Source organism: Nonomuraea sp. NPDC050680 (genome assembly GCF_040654555.1).
In the GTDB taxonomy this organism is placed as follows: Bacteria; Actinomycetota; Actinomycetes; order Streptosporangiales; family Streptosporangiaceae; genus Nonomuraea.
In genome coordinates this window covers 1-15,919 of record NZ_JBFAIF010000009.1, presented here as the reverse complement: position 1 = coordinate 15,919, position 15,919 = coordinate 1, and the positions used below count along the sequence as shown (strand labels likewise).

17 protein-coding genes are annotated in these 15,919 nt (G+C 69.9%); 5 read left to right on the top strand and 12 right to left on the bottom strand.

The features are described from left to right. Window positions 1-51: 51 nt before the first annotated feature. The 5 genes from AB0H88_RS27900 to AB0H88_RS27880 form a co-directional block, all read right to left on the bottom strand. On the bottom strand, window positions 52-1,599 hold the full coding sequence (locus AB0H88_RS27900) for an extracellular solute-binding protein (RefSeq protein ID WP_357649385.1): 1,548 nt from the start codon (window positions 1,597-1,599) through the stop codon (window positions 52-54). Then, window positions 1,596-2,225 (bottom strand): DUF624 domain-containing protein, encoded by a 630-nt coding sequence (locus tag AB0H88_RS27895; protein ID WP_357649383.1) that lies wholly within the window; start codon window positions 2,223-2,225, stop codon window positions 1,596-1,598. Before AB0H88_RS27895 ends, AB0H88_RS27900 begins: the two co-directional genes overlap by 4 nt. A gap of 123 nt (window positions 2,226-2,348) precedes the next feature. Then, window positions 2,349-3,005, bottom strand: a complete 657-nt coding sequence (locus AB0H88_RS27890) for a DUF1961 family protein (protein WP_357649381.1) — start codon at window positions 3,003-3,005, stop codon at window positions 2,349-2,351. Then, window positions 3,002-4,069, bottom strand: coding sequence for a LacI family DNA-binding transcriptional regulator (locus AB0H88_RS27885; protein WP_357649379.1), 1,068 nt, complete (start codon window positions 4,067-4,069; stop codon window positions 3,002-3,004). The genes AB0H88_RS27890 and AB0H88_RS27885 overlap by 4 nt, the downstream gene beginning before the upstream one ends. A 140-nt stretch (window positions 4,070-4,209) precedes the next feature. Then, complete coding sequence (locus AB0H88_RS27880; protein ID WP_357649376.1) at window positions 4,210-4,881, bottom strand: acVLRF1 family peptidyl-tRNA hydrolase; 672 nt, start codon at window positions 4,879-4,881, stop codon at window positions 4,210-4,212. A gap of 213 nt (window positions 4,882-5,094) precedes the next feature. Here AB0H88_RS27880 and AB0H88_RS27875 point away from each other — a divergent pair, with 213 nt between their 5' ends. Then, the gene (locus tag AB0H88_RS27875) at window positions 5,095-6,117 is read left to right on the top strand and encodes an EAL domain-containing protein (protein ID WP_357649373.1); all 1,023 of its coding nucleotides are present in this window, start codon (window positions 5,095-5,097) and stop codon (window positions 6,115-6,117) included. Window positions 6,118-6,131: 14 nt separating this feature from the next. Here AB0H88_RS27875 and AB0H88_RS27870 read toward each other — a convergent pair whose 3' ends face one another. The 7 genes from AB0H88_RS27870 to AB0H88_RS27840 all read right to left on the bottom strand — a co-directional run bounded on the left by AB0H88_RS27870 (window position 6,132) and on the right by AB0H88_RS27840 (window position 11,369). Continuing rightward, on the bottom strand, window positions 6,132-6,737 hold the full coding sequence (locus AB0H88_RS27870; protein WP_357649371.1) for a response regulator transcription factor: 606 nt from the start codon (window positions 6,735-6,737) through the stop codon (window positions 6,132-6,134). Beyond that, window positions 6,734-7,867 carry a sensor histidine kinase gene (locus tag AB0H88_RS27865; RefSeq protein WP_357649369.1) on the bottom strand — a complete coding sequence of 378 codons (1,134 nt, stop codon included), beginning with the start codon at window positions 7,865-7,867 and terminating at the stop codon, window positions 6,734-6,736. The genes AB0H88_RS27870 and AB0H88_RS27865 overlap by 4 nt, the downstream gene beginning before the upstream one ends. After that, window positions 7,864-8,598, bottom strand: coding sequence for an ABC transporter permease (locus AB0H88_RS27860; protein ID WP_357649367.1), 735 nt, complete (start codon window positions 8,596-8,598; stop codon window positions 7,864-7,866). The genes AB0H88_RS27865 and AB0H88_RS27860 overlap by 4 nt, the downstream gene beginning before the upstream one ends. Then, window positions 8,598-9,482, bottom strand: a complete 885-nt coding sequence (locus AB0H88_RS27855; protein WP_357649365.1) for an ABC transporter ATP-binding protein — start codon at window positions 9,480-9,482, stop codon at window positions 8,598-8,600. The genes AB0H88_RS27860 and AB0H88_RS27855 overlap by 1 nt, the downstream gene beginning before the upstream one ends. A 69-nt stretch (window positions 9,483-9,551) precedes the next feature. After that, window positions 9,552-10,154, bottom strand: a complete 603-nt coding sequence (locus tag AB0H88_RS27850; RefSeq protein WP_357649363.1) for a carbonic anhydrase — start codon at window positions 10,152-10,154, stop codon at window positions 9,552-9,554. A gap of 43 nt (window positions 10,155-10,197) precedes the next feature. After that, a complete protein-coding gene (hisG, locus tag AB0H88_RS27845) occupies window positions 10,198-11,043 on the bottom strand; it encodes an ATP phosphoribosyltransferase (RefSeq protein ID WP_357649361.1) in 846 nt (281 codons plus the stop codon). Between the two features lie 62 nt (window positions 11,044-11,105). After that, window positions 11,106-11,369 carry a phosphoribosyl-ATP diphosphatase gene (locus tag AB0H88_RS27840; RefSeq protein WP_214636287.1) on the bottom strand — a complete coding sequence of 88 codons (264 nt, stop codon included), beginning with the start codon at window positions 11,367-11,369 and terminating at the stop codon, window positions 11,106-11,108. A gap of 323 nt (window positions 11,370-11,692) precedes the next feature. Here AB0H88_RS27840 and AB0H88_RS27835 point away from each other — a divergent pair, with 323 nt between their 5' ends. From AB0H88_RS27835 to AB0H88_RS27820, 4 genes are all read left to right on the top strand, one after another. After that, window positions 11,693-12,724 carry a cytochrome P450 gene (locus tag AB0H88_RS27835; protein WP_357649359.1) on the top strand — a complete coding sequence of 344 codons (1,032 nt, stop codon included), beginning with the start codon at window positions 11,693-11,695 and terminating at the stop codon, window positions 12,722-12,724. 84 nt (window positions 12,725-12,808) lie between these two features. Continuing rightward, window positions 12,809-13,999 (top strand): MFS transporter, encoded by a 1,191-nt coding sequence (locus tag AB0H88_RS27830; protein ID WP_357649357.1) that lies wholly within the window; start codon window positions 12,809-12,811, stop codon window positions 13,997-13,999. Window positions 14,000-14,235: 236 nt separating this feature from the next. Continuing rightward, window positions 14,236-15,024, top strand: coding sequence for a MerR family transcriptional regulator (locus AB0H88_RS27825; RefSeq protein WP_357649355.1), 789 nt, complete (start codon window positions 14,236-14,238; stop codon window positions 15,022-15,024). Beyond that, the gene (locus AB0H88_RS27820) at window positions 15,024-15,869 is read left to right on the top strand and encodes a hypothetical protein (protein ID WP_357649984.1); all 846 of its coding nucleotides are present in this window, start codon (window positions 15,024-15,026) and stop codon (window positions 15,867-15,869) included. The genes AB0H88_RS27825 and AB0H88_RS27820 overlap by 1 nt, the downstream gene beginning before the upstream one ends. Window positions 15,870-15,919 lie beyond the last annotated feature (50 nt).

Below are 15,919 nucleotides of genomic sequence, written 5' to 3'. Positions count from 1 at the left end.
ACCTCCTTTCACAGAAGGGGCCCGGGAGTGTCCCGGGCCCCTTGGGCGAGATCAGTTGCCGAGCTTGGAGACCAGGTCGTTGGTCTCAGCGGCGATCTGGGTGCCGCCGTTGTCGTACCAGCGCTTGATCTCGGCCTTCAGCCCCGCCTCGTCGATCGCGCCGGAGATGAACTTGATCCGGGCGTCGGTGATGATCGGGTCGAGGGTCTGGCCCTTGGCGATGGTGGTGGGCGCCATGACCGCGAGCGCCGGGTTGTGCACGGCCGTCTTCAGGTCCTCTTCGGCCAGCTTGGTGCGCAGCGTGACCTGGTCCTGGTGCGGCTTGTCCGGGTAGAGGTCCGGGTAGGCGCCGAGGCCGACACTGGCGGTGGTGCCGAGCTGGATGAACGCCTTGTCCACGTCCTGCTGGATCTGCTTGATCTTGGGGTCGTCCTGGTTGATGCGGGCGGCGCTACCGTCCTGGACCTTGAAGTTGCGGCCCTCGAGCCCGTTGCTCAGCAGGATCCCGCCTTCCTTGGAGGCCAGCTTGTTCAGGACCGTCAGCACCTCGTCGAGCTGCTGCTCGGTCTGCACGCTCTGCCGCGGGATGGCGATGACGCCGTTGTAGCCGGTGAACGGGGAGGAGAACTTCTTGCCGTCCGAGCGCTTCAGGTTGCCGACCGTGAGGACCTTGTCGAAGTTGTTGGGGTCCTGCTCCTTGAGCAGGTCGAGGAGGTTGGTGCCGCGGACGTTGACATCGACGATGATGCCGCCCTTGCCCTGGATGAACGGGTCGTTCCACTTGGCCGAGTCGAGGGTGGCGTAGTCCGGGTTGACCAGGCCCTCGTCGACCATCTTCTTGACGAACTTGTTCGCCTCGACGAACTCGGGGGTGTCGAAGCCGGGGACGAGCTTGCCGTCCCGCTCACCCCAGCCGTTCGGGGCGCCGAACCAGGTCTCGATCACGTCGTACGGGCTGGAGCTGGCGTACTGCGGGGACGGCCACTTCGGGATGATCAGGCCGTAGGTGTCCTTCTTGCCGTTGCCGTCGGGGTCCTTCTCCGTGAACGCCTTGGCGACGTCGTAGAGGTCGTCGACGCTCTCCGGCGTCTTCAGCCCGAGCTTCTCCATCCACTGCTTGTTGATCAGGACGGCCGAGCGGAGCAGGGGACGGATCCGGTAGAGGCCGTAGATCTTGCCGTTGGTGGAGGAGTTCCGGACCGTCTGCGCGTCCCGGTTCTTCAGGTTCGGGAACTTGTCCAGCTTGTCAGTCAGGTCCCAGAACGCCCCGGCCTGGGCGGCGCGGACGAACGACGAGGTCTTGTCGCCCTGGATGACCATGATCTGCGGCATCTTGTCCGAGGCCAGCGTGACGTTGGTCTTGTCGTTGTAGTCAGCGTTGGGCACCCAGGTGATCTGGAGCTTCTTGCCGACGAGCTTCTCGACCGCCTGCTGCATCTCGCCCTTGGGGTCGGGGGCCGTGCCGAACAGCGGGACCATCATGGTCACCGTGCCGCTGTCGGCCTCACTGCCCCCACCGCCGCTGGAGCACGCGGACGCGAGTAGCGCCGCCGTCAGCGTTAGTGCACCGGCGACCAGCCGGCGACGAGATGCGCTCATGAGTTCCCTTTCGAATGCAGGCGCGCCTCGTTCTCCTCGAAGAAACGCAGGCAGAGCCACGTGTTGAGATAGATCCACGCACCGATGCTGATCACCGCTGTGAGAACGGGCGCCGCCGAGGTCACGAAGACGATGGTTGAGAGCGCGAACAGCAGCACCACTGACGAGGCCGGCCGAGTGAGCGCTAACAGTGACGCCTTGGGCAGGTAGGCCCACAGCGGTAGCTCATAGTGCGCGTAGAGCGGCCCGAGATAGGTCCCCACCCCGGCCAGCGCCACCATCGCCACCAAGGTCGCGATCCGCAACGCTTCCGAGCCGGGCCCGAGAGCGGAGAAGTACAGGTAGTTGCCCACGAGGACCGTGCCGAGCACCGCCACCGGCAGGATCAGCAGCGAGGCGCGGACGAACTCCCGCCGGTAGACGGTCCAGAATTGCGACCAAGCCTGAAACGATTCACCCTGGCTGTGCCGCCGGGCCAGCGTGTAGGCGGCGACGGTGGCGGGCCCGAGCCCGAGGATCACGCCACCCAGGAGGGTGAACACGATCCAGAGGAGGTTCAGCCGGGCCGCCCAGATGAGCTCTGAGCAGGCAGCCTGAATCCTGATCGACGTGGCGGGATGGTTCATCCGGCACCACCTTCTCGTGGCGTGTGCGCGGACACGGGGGTGGAGTGTTGCGCCGCCGTTCCTAGTCCGTTTCGTACGAGTGAACGGCGGTTGGTGCGAAATTAGTGTTGAATCGACTCAATGTCAATGATGTGAAACCCGCAGATTCGCATACTCCCCGATCATCGGGGCCATCTGCCGGAATCCGATCTTGCCGCCGCGCAGCGCGGGGCCGCCGGTGCTCCCGTCGTCCGTCCAGCGGAACGAGACCACATCGTTGATCGAGAAGGTGATCTCTCCGCCCAGGACGTCCAGGCGCACGGCGTACGGCCCGACGGCGTCCAGCGCCGCGGGCAGCGGGTCGGCGCCCTGCGTGACCAGGTGAAACCCGTGACTCTTACGCAGGTTGCAGGTGTGCAGAGCGCGCTCTGTCGGCCACATCCGCCGGAAATAGGACACGTGGTAGGCGTCGATGTCGCCGTGGTGATACTGCTCGTACGGCCCGTCGCGCGGCGCGAGGCCCGGGTCGAACAGATCCTCACCACCCCGGCCGCGGGCATGGAAGAACATGATGCACAGCCCCGGCTCCCTGACCGGCCAGAAGTCCCATTCGATCCGTACGTCGGCGGGCAGGTCCTCGGGGCACCACAGCACCACGTTGGCCGCCTGCCCGTCGGCGGGCGGTCTGAGGCTCTCCAGCCGCATCCGCCCCATCGGGAACGTCGTCGCCCCGTCCCCCTCCAGCCGGAATCCCGCCAGGTCGTCGGGGCCGGCGAGCGGGTTGCGGTAGATCTCCGTCAAGGTGGGCTCCTGTGCAGGTCGCTGGACTGCCGCACCACCAGGTCCGGCTGGAAGATGACCTGCCGGTGCCGGTGCAGCTCCGGCTCCGCCACCTCCTCCAGCAGCAGGTCGATGGCCGTACGCCCGAGCAGCTCGCGCGGCTGGCCGACCGACGACAGGGGCACGGTCGCCGCCGCGGCGAAGTCGATGTCGTCGTAGCCGACGATCGCCATGTCGTGCGGCACCCGCAGCCCGTGCGCGGCCATGGCCTGCAGGAACCCCAGGGCGAGCAGGTCGTTGGCGCAGAAGGCGGCCGTCGGCCGCTCCTCGACGGGCAGCGCCGCCACGCGCTCGCCCGCGGTCCGCCCGTGGGCCACGCTCAGCGCGGGCATGAACCAGGCGACCAGCTCGACCCCGCCACCCGGCCCGCCACCTGGCTCGACTCCCCCGCCCGGCTCGGTGTCCCGCGCCTCGGAGACGGCGCTCATGATCCCTAAATGCCGGTCCCCCACCTGCTTGATCGACCGTGGCCCGCCGACGAACAGGATCTTGCGGTGTCCCCGCTCGATCAGGTGGACCCCGGCGATATGGCCGCCGAGCCGGTCGTCGACCGCCACCGAGCACTGGAGCCCGGTGGCCGCGCTGTCGACGAGCACCACGGGCGTGCCCCTGGCGGCGAGCTCCGCCAGCCTCGGGCTGCTCGCGTCGACCGGCGTGATCAGTATGCCCATGACCCGCTGCTGTTCGAGCTGGTCGAGATGCCGCAGCTCGCGGGCCGGGTCGGCGGCGCTGTTGCACAGCACCACCATCGTGTCGTGCTCGTCCGCCAGGGCGTCGGCGCCCTGCGCGACGTCGGCGAAGAACGGGTTGGCCACGTCGAGCACGATCAGGCCGACCGTGCGGCTGCGGCCGACCCGCAGGTGGCGGGCCACCTCGTTGCGGACGAAGCCCAGCTCGCGGATCGCGTCGAAGACGCGCTTACGCGTGGCGGGTGAGACGATCTCGGGGCGGTTGAGCACGTTGCTCACAGTGCCCACGGAGACGCGTGCCCGCTGCGCGACCTCCTTGATGTTCGTGGTCGACATTGATCCTCACGAGGCCGCTCCATTGCTGAACGCGGCTTATCATAGCCTTACTCATGATCCTTTTGAATCGACTCAAGGCACCGATCTTCGGGCGAGCATACACTCAGGGGTCACCCACTCCCCCCGGCGGACGATGTCGCTTACGATTCCCCGCCCGTGGTGGGTGGGTCCACCACGCGGATGCGTACCGCGCGAAACAGTGCGGGCGTGTCCTTGAGTACGGCCAGCCTCGGGTCGGGGACGACGAGGAACGGCTCCGTCTCCAGCGCCAGCAGGCCGGCCAGGCGCCGGTCGGCGCGCAGCGCGTCCACGGCCCGGCGATCACCGCCGAGCACGACCGCGTCCAGCTCGCCCAGGCACGGCGACAGGACGCGCACCACGGTCTCGGCCGCCGCCTCGAAGGCCTGATCCGCCTGGTTCTGCCGGCGTCTGGCGAAGCGCTGCTGGGACCACCCGCCCGCCGCGGTACGCCCCTGGACCAGGCGGGACCCGACCTTGGAGACCACCAACCGGGACCCGTGGAACATGCCGGTCGCGTAACCGCCCATCCGTACCAGGATCACCCCCACGCGCCGCTCGGCCCGCGCGTGGGTGACGAGCCTGGTCACGTACGGTGGCCCGAGTGGCAGGGGCGGGAAGGGCACGTGCAGCTCCGCCAGCGCCCCGTCTGCGGCCACCAGGCGCACGACCAGCTCGTCACCGGTGGCCTCGAACGGGCCGTGCCGGTCGGCGAAGCCGTCGATCCACGGGTGCACGCGCTCGGGCACCACGGACACCCACCGCCCGCCGCCCTTCGCCGGTCGCGCACTCATGGGTGAAGGCTAGCCGACCGGAGAACGGAGCCCGCGTGCCGAAAGGCCGACCGAAGTCCGCGCCGAAAGGCCGACCAGGGTCCGCCTGCCCGAAGGCCGGCCGACCGAAGTCCGCGCCCGCCCCTCCCCTGGGCCGGGAACTCCGAACGAAATATCGGTGAATTTCGTTTCAAGTCACTTCTGCCGAACGTGACACAAGCCCATCATCACTACGTGTCTTCCCTGCTCACCAGCCCCGTGGTGGACCTCGACACGGGAGCCGTCATCGCGCGCCCGGCGGTCATCGACGCGGCGGGCTACCTCCGGCCCGACCCGCTGCCCGTCGTGCTGGAGCTGCCCATGCGGATCGTGCTGGGAGGCGCGGGGGCGCTGGCTCCGCTGCACGAAGCGCTGCGGCGCTCGGGCAGGCATCCGCGCGAGGCCATCGTGCTGCTCACCGGCCCGTGCGGGCCCGCCGACCGGCCGGTGCTGAAGGTGACGCTCGACGGGCTGCGCAACCTCGGTTACCTGCTGGGCTTCGCCGACGTGGGCGCGGAGAGCGTGCCGCTCGACATCATCGCCGACGCCTCCCCGTACCTGCTGGCCCTGACCCCGGAGCCGATCGGAGGGCTGCCGGGCGACCGCCGGCCGGCGGCGGTGGCGCGGTCGGTCGTGGCACTGGCGCGCGGCCTCGGCGCGCACGCGCTGGTCTCGGGGGTCGAGCGCGAGGCGCAGCTGTCCGCGGTGCGGGGCTGGGAGGTGCGGCTGGCCTGCGGGCCGCTGCTGAGGCCGGGACCCGACGGCAAGGTACGGGTGCCGCTCCCGCCCACCGAGGACCCGTCCGCCACGGTACAGCTCGGGCCGCGCGTGCAGGAGTTCCTGCTGCCCGCCGTGACGCTGCCCGCCGGGGCCAAGGCGGAGGAGGTGGTGGCGGCGTTCGGGCACGAGCCGTCGATCACCAGTGTGATCCTGGTGGATGAGTACCAACGGCCCAAAGGCAGTCTCGACCGCAGCCGGTTCCTGCTGTCGTTCGCGGCCCGCTACGGGCACGCGCTGCACGGCGCGAAGCCCGCCCAGCGCCTGGCCGACCCGCCGCGTACGGTGCCGAAGACCACGCCCGCGGTGGCGGCCATGCGGGCGGCGGGCCAGGACGCCGGCCGCGTCTACGACGACCTGGTGGTGACCGACGAGCTGAACCGCTGCCTGGGCATCGTGCGGGTGTCGGACCTCATCCGGCACGTGGCCTGGGCAGGATGATCCCGAGATCGGGCCTACAGCCAGCCCTGTGACTTCGCGCGCTGGACCGCCTCGATGCGGTTGCGGGCGTGCGTCTTCTGGATGGCCGAGGACAGGTAATTGCGTACGGTGCCCTCAGAAAGGTGCAGGTGCCGGGCGATGTCGCCGATGGTCGAGCCGTCCACCGCGGCGGCCAGCACGTCCCGCTCGCGCGCCGACAGCGGATTGGGCCCCGCGCTGAGCGCCGCCGCCGCCAGGCCCGGGTCGATGACCCGCTCCCCCGCGTGCACGCGCCTGATCGCCGCCGCCAGCTCCCGGGCCGGGCTGTCCTTGACCAGGAAGGCCACCGCCCCCGCCTCCATGGCGGTCCGCAGGTACCCGGGACGGCCGAACGTGGTCAGGATCATCACCCGGCAGCCGGGCACCTGGGAGGTGATCCTGGCGCTCGCGCTGAGGCCGTCCATGACGGGCATCTCGATGTCGAGCAGCGCGATGTCAGGGTGTTTCTGGACCGCGACGGCCACGGCCGCCTCGCCGTCGGCCGCCTCGCCGACCACCTCGATGTCGGGCTCCAGGCCGAGCAGCGACGCCAGGGCGCCGCGTACCATGGCCTGGTCCTCGGCCAGGATCACGCGGATCACGCCGCCGCTCCCACGGGGACCAGCACCCGCAGCCGGAAGCCCGCCTTGGCCCCCGGGCCCACCTCGACGTTCCCGCCCGCTTCGCGCACCCGCTCGGTCAGCCCCTGTAAACCACTGCCGAGCCGGAACGGCTCCTCGCCCCGCCCGTCGTCCATGATCTCCAGGATGGCGTGTCCGCCGTCGTACGTCACCTCGATCCGGCAGCGACGCGCCCGCGCGTGCCGTACGACGTTGGTGGTGCCCTCGCGTACCGCCCAGCCGAACAGGCCGTCGAGCAGGCCGGGCAGCGGCGTGCCCGAGACCCGCACCAGCGGCTCCACGCCCGCCGCCCGCAGCACGGCCCTGGCGTTGTCCAGCTCCTCCGGCAGGCTGCGCTGCCGGTAGCCGGTGACGGCCTCGCGTACCTCCGTCAGCGCCTTCCTGGCGACGGACTCGATGTCCTGGATCTCCTGGAGCACCTTCGGGGAGTCCTCGGCCAGCCGCCCGGCCAGCTCGCTCTTGAGCACGATCAGCGACAGGCTGTGGCCGAGCAGGTCGTGCAGGTCGCGCGCGATGCGCAGCCGCTCGTCCGCCGCGGCGAGCCGGGCCACCTCGCCCTGCGCGTCGCGGAGTTGCACGGCCAGCAGCCTGGTGTTGCGTACGCCGATGAACAGCGCGCCCAGCGTGACCACCTCCAGCCCCAGGATGAGGAGGGTGGCGCTGTCGGAATGGTGCAGCAGCCCACCACCGACGACGACCGCCAGCATCGCGGCGATGCCGAAGAGCGCCCCCCGGGGCGGCAGGATCATGGCGAAGAGCACCGTGGAGTAGATGGGCAGGGCCAGCCAGCCACCGCCGAAGACCAGCGCGCCGGCCACCACCTGCGCCGTGGTGAGGGCGAGCAGCGGGTACGTCGACCACGACCGCTCCTTCATGCTGCGCGGGCTCATGACGGTCGCCAGGTACGAGAGCACGAACGCGATCAGCGACAGCCACGCCCAGACGGCCTTGGCCCCGGTGAACTCCCCGCTCAGGATCTCCGCCACCGGGAAGAACAGGTAGACCATTCCGAAGCAGATCCCGAACAGCCGCCGGTAGGGGGAGGAGGTCTCACCCGTCCCGCCGAAGGTGAACCGGTTGGTCCAGCTCATGCCCGAACAGTAGCCCGCCGGTAGGCATAGGCGGCGGCGCCGCCGAGCACGATCCCCCACGCCACCACGATCAGCGCGTCGGACATGGACACGCCGTGGCCCGCGATCACGTTCCAGCCGAGGCTGGCGTAGTGGTAGGAAGGCATGAAGCCGGCGATGGTCCGCATCGTGCCGCCGATGGCGTCGATGGGAAACCAGAGGCCGCCGAGCAGCGACAGGGCGAACATACAGATCATCGCGGCGGGCTGGGCGGCGTCGGCGCTCAGCAGGGAGCCGATGAACAACCCGAGCGCGATGAACGGGATCGAGCCCACCCACAGCGACAGCAGCAGCGCCACCCACTGGCCGGCGGGCAGCGACACGCCCTGCTGCAGCACGGCCGTCAGGCTGACCAGCAGCAGGGACGGCAGCACGAGGAGCATCGCGGCGCCGAGCTTGGTAACGATGATCGCCCAGCTCGGCAGCGGGGTGATCTGCAGCTGACGCAGCCAGCCGGACTGGCGCTCCTGCGCCCAGGGCACGGCCGAGCTCATCATGGACGAGGCGAGCGCCCCGTAGGCGGCCATCGACACCAGCAGGTAGGTGCTCATCCGCACGCCGGCCGCGTCCGTCTGGGTGCCGTAGATGTTGGCGTTGATCAGGTAGAACACGACGGGGAACAGCACCACGAAGATGATGTACCGGCGGTTGCGCAGCATCCGCAGCGCCTCGGTCTTGGCGTAGTAGAGCATCAGGACTCCCTGGTGAGGGCGAGGAAGGCGTCCTCTAGGTCGGCGCCGGCGAGCTGGAGGCCGCGCACGTCGAGCGTGGTGCCCCGGTAGAGCCCGGCGAGGGTCGCGTCGGCGTCGGAGGTACGCAGCGTGGCCGTGCCCGCGGTGATCTCGACCGCCGTGACGCCGGGCAGCAGGTCGAGCCCGGCCGCCGGCTGCTCGCCGAGGGTGAAGCGGACGACCTGCCCGCCGACGCCCGCCTTGATCCGCGCGGCGGTGTCGTCAGCCACCACCTTGCCCCTGGCGATGACGATCACCCGGTCGGAGTGCTCGTCGGCCTCCTCCAGGTAGTGCGTGGCGAACAGCACGGTCCGGCCGCCCGCCGCGTACGCGCGCATGCTCTCCCAGAACCGCAGCCGGGACTCCACGTCCATGGCCGCGGTCGGCTCGTCCAGCAGCAGCACCTTGGGCGCCCCCGCGACCGCCAGGGCGAACCTGACGCGCTGGGACTGGCCGCCCGACAGCTTGTTCGCGCGCCGCTTCACCAGGTCGGTGAGGTCGGCCAGCTTGAGGATCTCCTCCAGGCCCAGCGGCTGGGGGTACAGCTTGCGGACCAGGTCGATGAGCTCCATGACCGTCAGCTCGGGGATGAGCTGGCCGCTCTGCAGCATGGCGCCCATCTGGCCGGCCGCGACGGCCTGGCGGGGCGTGCGGCCGTACACGCTGACCGTCCCCTTGGAGGGCCGCAGCAGGCCGAGCAGCATGTTGATGGAGGTCGACTTGCCGGCGCCGTTGGGGCCGAGCAGGGCCACGGTCTTGCCGGGCTCTATCGCCAGGGACACATCATCGACGGCAAGGACGGCCCCGTAGTCCTTGCTGACGTGGTCGAACACGATGGCGTTCATGACGTCAACGCTAGGGCGGGGGATCTTGCCGGGTTAGTGCGTTCCCTCCGGGGTTGGCGGTGACATTTGTCAGGCGACGCGCCGCACCAGGCCCGTGTCGAGGCTGTAGTAGGCGCCGACCACAGTGGCCTTGCCGGATAACAGGGTGTCGGCTCTCAGCACCGACACCGTCCGTACGATGTGCGCATGGACCATGTCGTCCACCTCGCCACCGGAGCCGGTGTAGACCGGTTCGAGGGCGGCGACGATGCTGGGCAGCTCTCCGGGCAGCGTCTCCCGCTCGCGCAGCGCCTTGGCCGCCGCGGTGACGGCGCCGCAGCGCTGGTGTCCCAGGACGACGACGAGGCTGGCGCGTAAGTCCTGCGGGCCGAACTGGACCGCCGCGGTGACGAGCCGGTCGACGGTGTGCGCGGCCGTACGGACGACGAGCAGATCGCCCAGCCCGGCGTCGAAGACGACCTCGGGCGGCACCCGCGAGTCGATGCACGACAGCACCACGGCGTAAGGAGACTGCCCCGCCGCCACCTGCCTCCTGCGGTCGGGGTCCTGGCGGGGGCGGCGGGACGCGCCCGCCGCCCAGCGCCGGTTGCCGCGCTGCAACGCCGCCCAGGCCTGCCGGGCGGCGCCATCACAGAACGGGACATAACTACAAGCAAGCGATTCGTCACCCACCGCTAGGTGATTCCCGGATGGGACATCACCTAGCGGACAGATCTCAGAGGCGGCAGGCGTAGATGTCGGTGGCCAGGATGGCCCTTGCCCCGATCTCCCAGAGCTGGTCCATCACCTGCTGGTGCCCGCGCCGCTGGACCATCACCCGGACGGCGACCCAGCCCTCGCGGTGCAGCGGCGAGACCGTGGGCCCCTCCATGCCGGGCGTGAGCGCGATGGCCTCCTCGATCCGCTCGGCGCGGATGTCGTAGTCCATCATCACGAAATCGCGGGCGTGCACGACGCCCTGCAGGCGGCGGACGAGCTGCTCGACGCCGGTGTCCGCGCCGTTGCCCTGCTGCCTGATCAGCACGGCCTCTGAGCGCATGATCGGCTCGCCGAACACCTCCAGGCCGACGTTGCGCAGCGTGGTGCCGGTCTCCACGACGTCGGCGACCGCGTCGGCCACGCCCAGCCTGATGGCGGTCTCGACCGCGCCGTCGAGCTTGATGACGCGGGCGTCGACGCCGGACTCCGACAGGTATTTGCCGAGCACCCCGGCGTAGGAGGTGGCGATGCGCAGGCCGTCGAGATCCTTGACCGACGTCATGGCACCCACCCTGGCGGCCAGCCGGAAGGTGGAGCCGCCGAAGCCCAGCGGCATGATCTCCTCGACGGGGGCGCCGGAGTCGACGCGCATGTCCCGGCCGGTGATGCCGGCGTCGAGCGTGCCCTCGCCGACGTAGACCGCGATGTCGCGCGGGCGCAGGAAGAACAGCTCGCAACCGTTGTCCTCGTCGAGGACGACGAGCTCCTTGCTGTCCTTGCGGGACCGGTAGCCGGCCTCCTTGAGCATGGTCTGGGCGGCCTCACTGAGCGCGCCCTTGTTGGGTACGGCCAGACGCAACATGTCCGTGGTGTCCTTGATGTCTCGCGGGCTGTTAGGTGTACGGGCTGACGGGCGCGGGCGCCCTAGAGATGCTTGTACACCTCGTCCAGCCCGATGCCCTTGGCGAGCATGAGCACCTGCACGTGGTAGAGCAGCTGGGAGATCTCCTCGGCGGCTCGGTCACTCGACTCGTGCTCGGCGGCCATCCAGCTCTCGGCGGCCTCCTCGACGACCTTCTTGCCGATGGCATGGACGCCGGCGTCGAGCGCGGCCACGGTGCCCGAACCCGCGGGTCGGGTGCGTGCCTTCTCTGACAGCTCGGCGAACAGCTCTTCGAAGGTCTTCATGATCTCTCTCGTCAGTCGGCTGGCATGCGTGACAAGCCTAGTCTGCGCGCGCGGGTCAACGGGCCCCGGTCCGCCACACGAGACGGCCGCACGCCTATAGGGCTGTTGACTCTCACTTCTTACTCATCTACTGTCACACGGGCTAAATCAATTGTTTGGAGCATTTTTTAGCGATTTATGGAGACTTAGTGTCGACGGAAAGTCCCTTTCCGCATTCGCTCCGTGTCCTACTAAAACCGGAAATACTCCGGAATCCAGCACCCGTCTATGCCGCCTGGCGGGAAACGGAACCGTTCTTCTGGTATGGCGAACTCGACACCTGGGTGCTCACCCGGTATGCCGACTGCGCCGCCGTACTCAAAGGGCTCGACCGCTTCACCTCCGACTGGCGGCGGCTCGGCGAGCGGACGCCCGCCGAGCTGGTCATGTTGCAGACCGTCGATCCGCCCGACCACCCGCCTGTGCGGCGGCTGCTCACCGCCGCCTACCGGGCCCAGGACCACGCGGCGCTGGTCAGACGTACCGAGCAGCGCGTACGGCGGCGCCTGGCGGCGCTGGCGGGCACCGAGTTCGACTTCGTCCACCGGCTGGCCATCCCGCTGACCGTGGAGACGATCTGTGAGGTGCTCGGCGTGGATCCCCCGGATCTCGACTGGCTCACCTCCGTTTCCCCGCCCGTCATCGACACCATGGACGGCGGTCTGCGCCCCGAGGTGATACCGGCGGGCCTGGCCGCGCGGGCCGAACTCGACGCACTAATGGAACACTGGATGGTCGAGCATCGTCCGGACGGCATGTTCGCATATATCAGCAAAAAGCTACCAAGCGCCAGTGCCGACCGCCGTCTGGTGCTGAATTCGCTCCGCTCCACCTTCCACGCCGGCTTCGAATCCTCGGCCCGGTTGCTGACGCTCTCACTCCTGGCCCTGACCGACAATCCCGGCAGCCTCCGCGAATTCTCCAAAAGTCCCGATTTAGCAGTTGAAGAGTTGATTCGCTACACCAGCCAGGTCCAGGTACTCGCCCGCGGCTGCCTGACCGACACCGAAGTCGGCGGCCGGAAGGTCCGCAAGGGCGAGGGTGTGACCTTGATCATCGGAGCCGCCAACCGCGACCCCGCCGTCTTCTCCGACCCCGACGCCCTTCGACTGGACCGTACCCCCAACCCCCACCTCGGCTTCGGCCGCGGCCTGCACGCCTGCCTGGGGGCCGGCGTCGCCTCCCTGCAGACCAGGGCGCTGTTCACGGAGCTCGCCCGCGGCTACCCGGCCGTCAGGCCGGGCGCCGAGCCGGTGATGTGGGACAGCGGCACCCTGCGCGGGGTACGGACTCTGCCCGTCGAGCTGGGGAGGTGACCAGACATGCGTTACGCCTACTGACCGACGGTCGCCGTGGTCCGGGCAGGCCACGGCGACCGACACTTCACCTGGGGGAACTCGATGAACCAGCCGGCGCCCACCCGCGCCCGATACCGGGACGCGCTGGCCGTGCCCGAGTTCCGGGCTATCTTCCTGTCGCACGTCGTCTGCATGCTGGGCACGATCGTGACCCAGTTCGCCCTCACCGTGCTGGTCTACCGCCAGACCGGCTCGCCCTTCCTGGCCGCGCTGGTGTTCACCGTGGCGTTCGTCCCCTACCTGTTCGGCGGGGTACTCCTGTCGGCCCTGGCCGACCGGGTGGCGATCCGGCCCCTGCTGGTGGGCTGCAACCTGACGACGGCCGCGCTGGCCGCGGCCATGGCGCTGCCCGGCTCGCCCGTGGGCGTCGTGCTGGCGATGGCGTTCGGCATGGGGCTGGTGGCGCCGGTCTTCGCGGGCGCGCGGGCCGCGGTGCTGCCGCGCGTCCTCGACGGCGAGGTCTACATCGCCGGCCGCAGCCTGTTCCGGCTGGTGGCGCAGGCCGCGCAGGTGGGCGGGTTCGCGCTCGGCGGGCTGCTGCTCATCGCGCTGACTCCGCGCGCCGCCCTCCTGCTCAACACGGGCGCCTTCCTGGTGTCGGCGACGCTGCTCGCCGTGGGGGTCAAGGCCCGTCCCGCCGCCGCCTCGGCCCGGTCGCTGTCGCTCGTACGCGACTCGCTGGCGGGGCTTGGGCGGGTCTTCCGGCTGGTACGGCTGCGCCGCGTCCTGGTGTTCGGCTGGGCCGTGCCCGCCATCGGGGTGACACCCGAGGCGCTGGCGGCGCCGTACGCCCACCTGGCCGGGTTCGGGACGGTGGGGCTGGGGCTGCTCATGTCGGCCCTGCCGGTCGGCACGGTCCTTGGCGAGGTGCTGTGCCTGTGGATCCCCTCGCCCGCCCGCCGACTGCGGCTGGTCGTGCCGCTGGCGCTGTTGATGTTCCTGCCGCAACTCGCCTTCGGCCTGCGTCCCGGACTGCCGCTCGCGGTCGGGCTGCTGGTGGTGTCGGGCATGGGTCTGGCGCACCACCTGGGGCTGGACCAACTCCTCATGGACGCGGCCCCGGAGGAGGTGGTGGGCAGGGCGCTGAGCATCCAGACGGCTGGGCTGATGTTCTGGCAGGGCATCGGCTTCGCCGTGGCGGGCTCGGCCGCCCAACTGGTCGCACCGACGGTGGCCATCACGGCCGCCGCGGTGGCCGGCCTCGCCCTGGTTCCGCTGCTCCGGCCCCGTTAGTCCGGTGCCCAGGACCTCCCGCTAGTCCGGTGCCCGAGACATCCCGCTAGTCCGCTGCCCGGGACATCCCAGCCACAACGGACCGTCTTCTTTCGCACCCCCGCTCTCGAAGAACCCCAGCCACAACGGACCGGCCACTTCCGCACCCCCGAAGGGGGTACCCCCTCAAAGGACCCCAGTCACGACGGACCGTGACCACTTGACCTTGTCGTAGCGTCAACGTGTCCAATGGGGCCATGAGGATCGGCGAGCTTGCCACGCTGGCCGGGGTTTCCACCCGGACCGTACGTCACTACCACCACCTGAACCTTCTCCCGGAGCCCGAACGACTGGCCAACGGCTACCGCGAGTACCGGCTGCGGGACGCGGTGGTTCTCACCCGCGTGCGCCGGCTGGCCGAGCTGGGCATGTCCCTGGACGAGATCCGCGACGTCCTGGCCGACGACCAAGGCCGGGAGCTGCGGGAAGTGCTCCTGGAGCTGGACGCCGACCTGGCCCGGCAGCAGGAGACGATCGGCGCCAGACGGAACCGGCTGGCCGCGCTGCTGGCGGAGACGGACTTGCATCCCGACTCGACGGTCTCGCCGGACATGGCGAAGGTACTGCGCGATCTCTCCGTCGAGGGCTCGAAGTTCGCGGAAATGGACCGGGAGCTGCTGGCTCTGATGGACACCGTGGCCGACCCTGCCGACCGGGCCGGGTTCATCGATCTGTTCCGCCCGCTCACCGAGCCCGAGGCGGCCGCACGGGGACACGCCCTCTACGCGCGGCTGGACGAGCTCACCGACGCCGACCCCGGCGATCCCCGCGTCGCCACGCTCGCCGCCGATCTCGCCGCTCACTTTCCCGACGAGATGGTGACGGCGTTGGTCGCGAACCTGGACGCGGCTCCCGATCACCTGCGCCCGCCGACCACCGAGAACGCGGACGGCGGCCACTGGCTGACGACGATGTATCCGGAGCTGTCGGCCGCCCAGACCGAGGTGTTCCGGCTGGTCATGGTCATGCTGAAGGAGCGAGGGTGATGGTGCGGATCGCGCGCGCCGTGCTGTTCGCCATGGTGCCCATGGAGCTGCTGCTCGCGGTCCTGCTCGTGTCCGGCGTGTCGCTGCCCCGCCCGCTGGTCGCGGCGGCCGAGGCGGCTGTCGTCGCCGCCTTCGTCTTGGAGGCGACGACCCTGTGCCGACTGTTCGGGGCCGAGCGCCGAGGCGGCGCGGACCGGCGGACGGCGTTGCGGGCGGCCTATGGGCGGCTGGTCCCCGATCAGGTGCGGCGGATCATGGGGTTCGACGTGAAGGGCATGGTCAGCCTCGCCCTGTGGGTCGCGCGGCGCCGCCACGGCGTGCCGTATGGCGCCACCGCCCTCTCCTACTCCCGCGCGCAGACAACCACGATGATGATCTTCCTGTTCGCGATGGTCGTGGAGTTGATAGTCGCGGAGATCTTGCTGCGGGCGTTCGGCGCTCCGGTGGGCCTGCGCACCGTGGTCCTCGTGGCCGACGCCTATACGGTCCTGATCGTGCTCGCGGCCATCGCGGCCTGCGTCACCCGGCCTCACGTCGTCTCCGCCGACGAGGTACGCATCCGTTACGGCGCGTTCTTCGACCTGCGCGTCCCACGCGAGCGGATCGTCCAGGTACGCCACGTCCGCAACTTCAACGAGAACGGCACGATCAAGGTGGAGGGCGACAGGCTGGTCGTGGCGGTGGCCTCCCAGACCAACCTGATCCTCGAACTGACCGAACCGATCAGCGCCGTCCGTCCCCTCGGCCGCCGCGCCGAGGCCCGCGTGATCCGCTTCTTCGCCGACGATCCCAGCGCCGCGATCCACGTACTGCGACCCCGCCGCGAACACGCACCCGAATCCTGAGGCGACTCTAACCAGCAGAAACGGCGCTGCCCGCCGTACCCCGATGAATG

Bases quoted from the DNA above. Each gene is read 5' to 3' on its own strand.
- AB0H88_RS27820 (WP_357649984.1), top strand. From the start codon at position 15,024: ATGGTGCGGATCGCGCGCGCCGTGCTGTTCGCCATGGTGCCCATGGAG.
- hisG (WP_357649361.1), bottom strand. From the start codon at position 11,043: ATGTTGCGTCTGGCCGTACCCAACAAGGGCGCGCTCAGTGAGGCCGCC.
- AB0H88_RS27825 (WP_357649355.1), top strand. From the start codon at position 14,236: ATGAGGATCGGCGAGCTTGCCACGCTGGCCGGGGTTTCCACCCGGACC.
- AB0H88_RS27900 (WP_357649385.1), bottom strand. From the start codon at position 1,599: ATGAGCGCATCTCGTCGCCGGCTGGTCGCCGGTGCACTAACGCTGACG.
- AB0H88_RS27840 (WP_214636287.1), bottom strand. From the start codon at position 11,369: ATGAAGACCTTCGAAGAGCTGTTCGCCGAGCTGTCAGAGAAGGCACGC.
- AB0H88_RS27860 (WP_357649367.1), bottom strand. From the start codon at position 8,598: ATGCTCTACTACGCCAAGACCGAGGCGCTGCGGATGCTGCGCAACCGC.
- AB0H88_RS27895 (WP_357649383.1), bottom strand. From the start codon at position 2,225: ATGAACCATCCCGCCACGTCGATCAGGATTCAGGCTGCCTGCTCAGAG.
- AB0H88_RS27880 (WP_357649376.1), bottom strand. From the start codon at position 4,881: ATGAGTGCGCGACCGGCGAAGGGCGGCGGGCGGTGGGTGTCCGTGGTG.
- AB0H88_RS27830 (WP_357649357.1), top strand. From the start codon at position 12,809: ATGAACCAGCCGGCGCCCACCCGCGCCCGATACCGGGACGCGCTGGCC.
- AB0H88_RS27885 (WP_357649379.1), bottom strand. From the start codon at position 4,069: ATGTCGACCACGAACATCAAGGAGGTCGCGCAGCGGGCACGCGTCTCC.
- AB0H88_RS27855 (WP_357649365.1), bottom strand. From the start codon at position 9,482: ATGAACGCCATCGTGTTCGACCACGTCAGCAAGGACTACGGGGCCGTC.
- AB0H88_RS27865 (WP_357649369.1), bottom strand. From the start codon at position 7,867: ATGAGCTGGACCAACCGGTTCACCTTCGGCGGGACGGGTGAGACCTCC.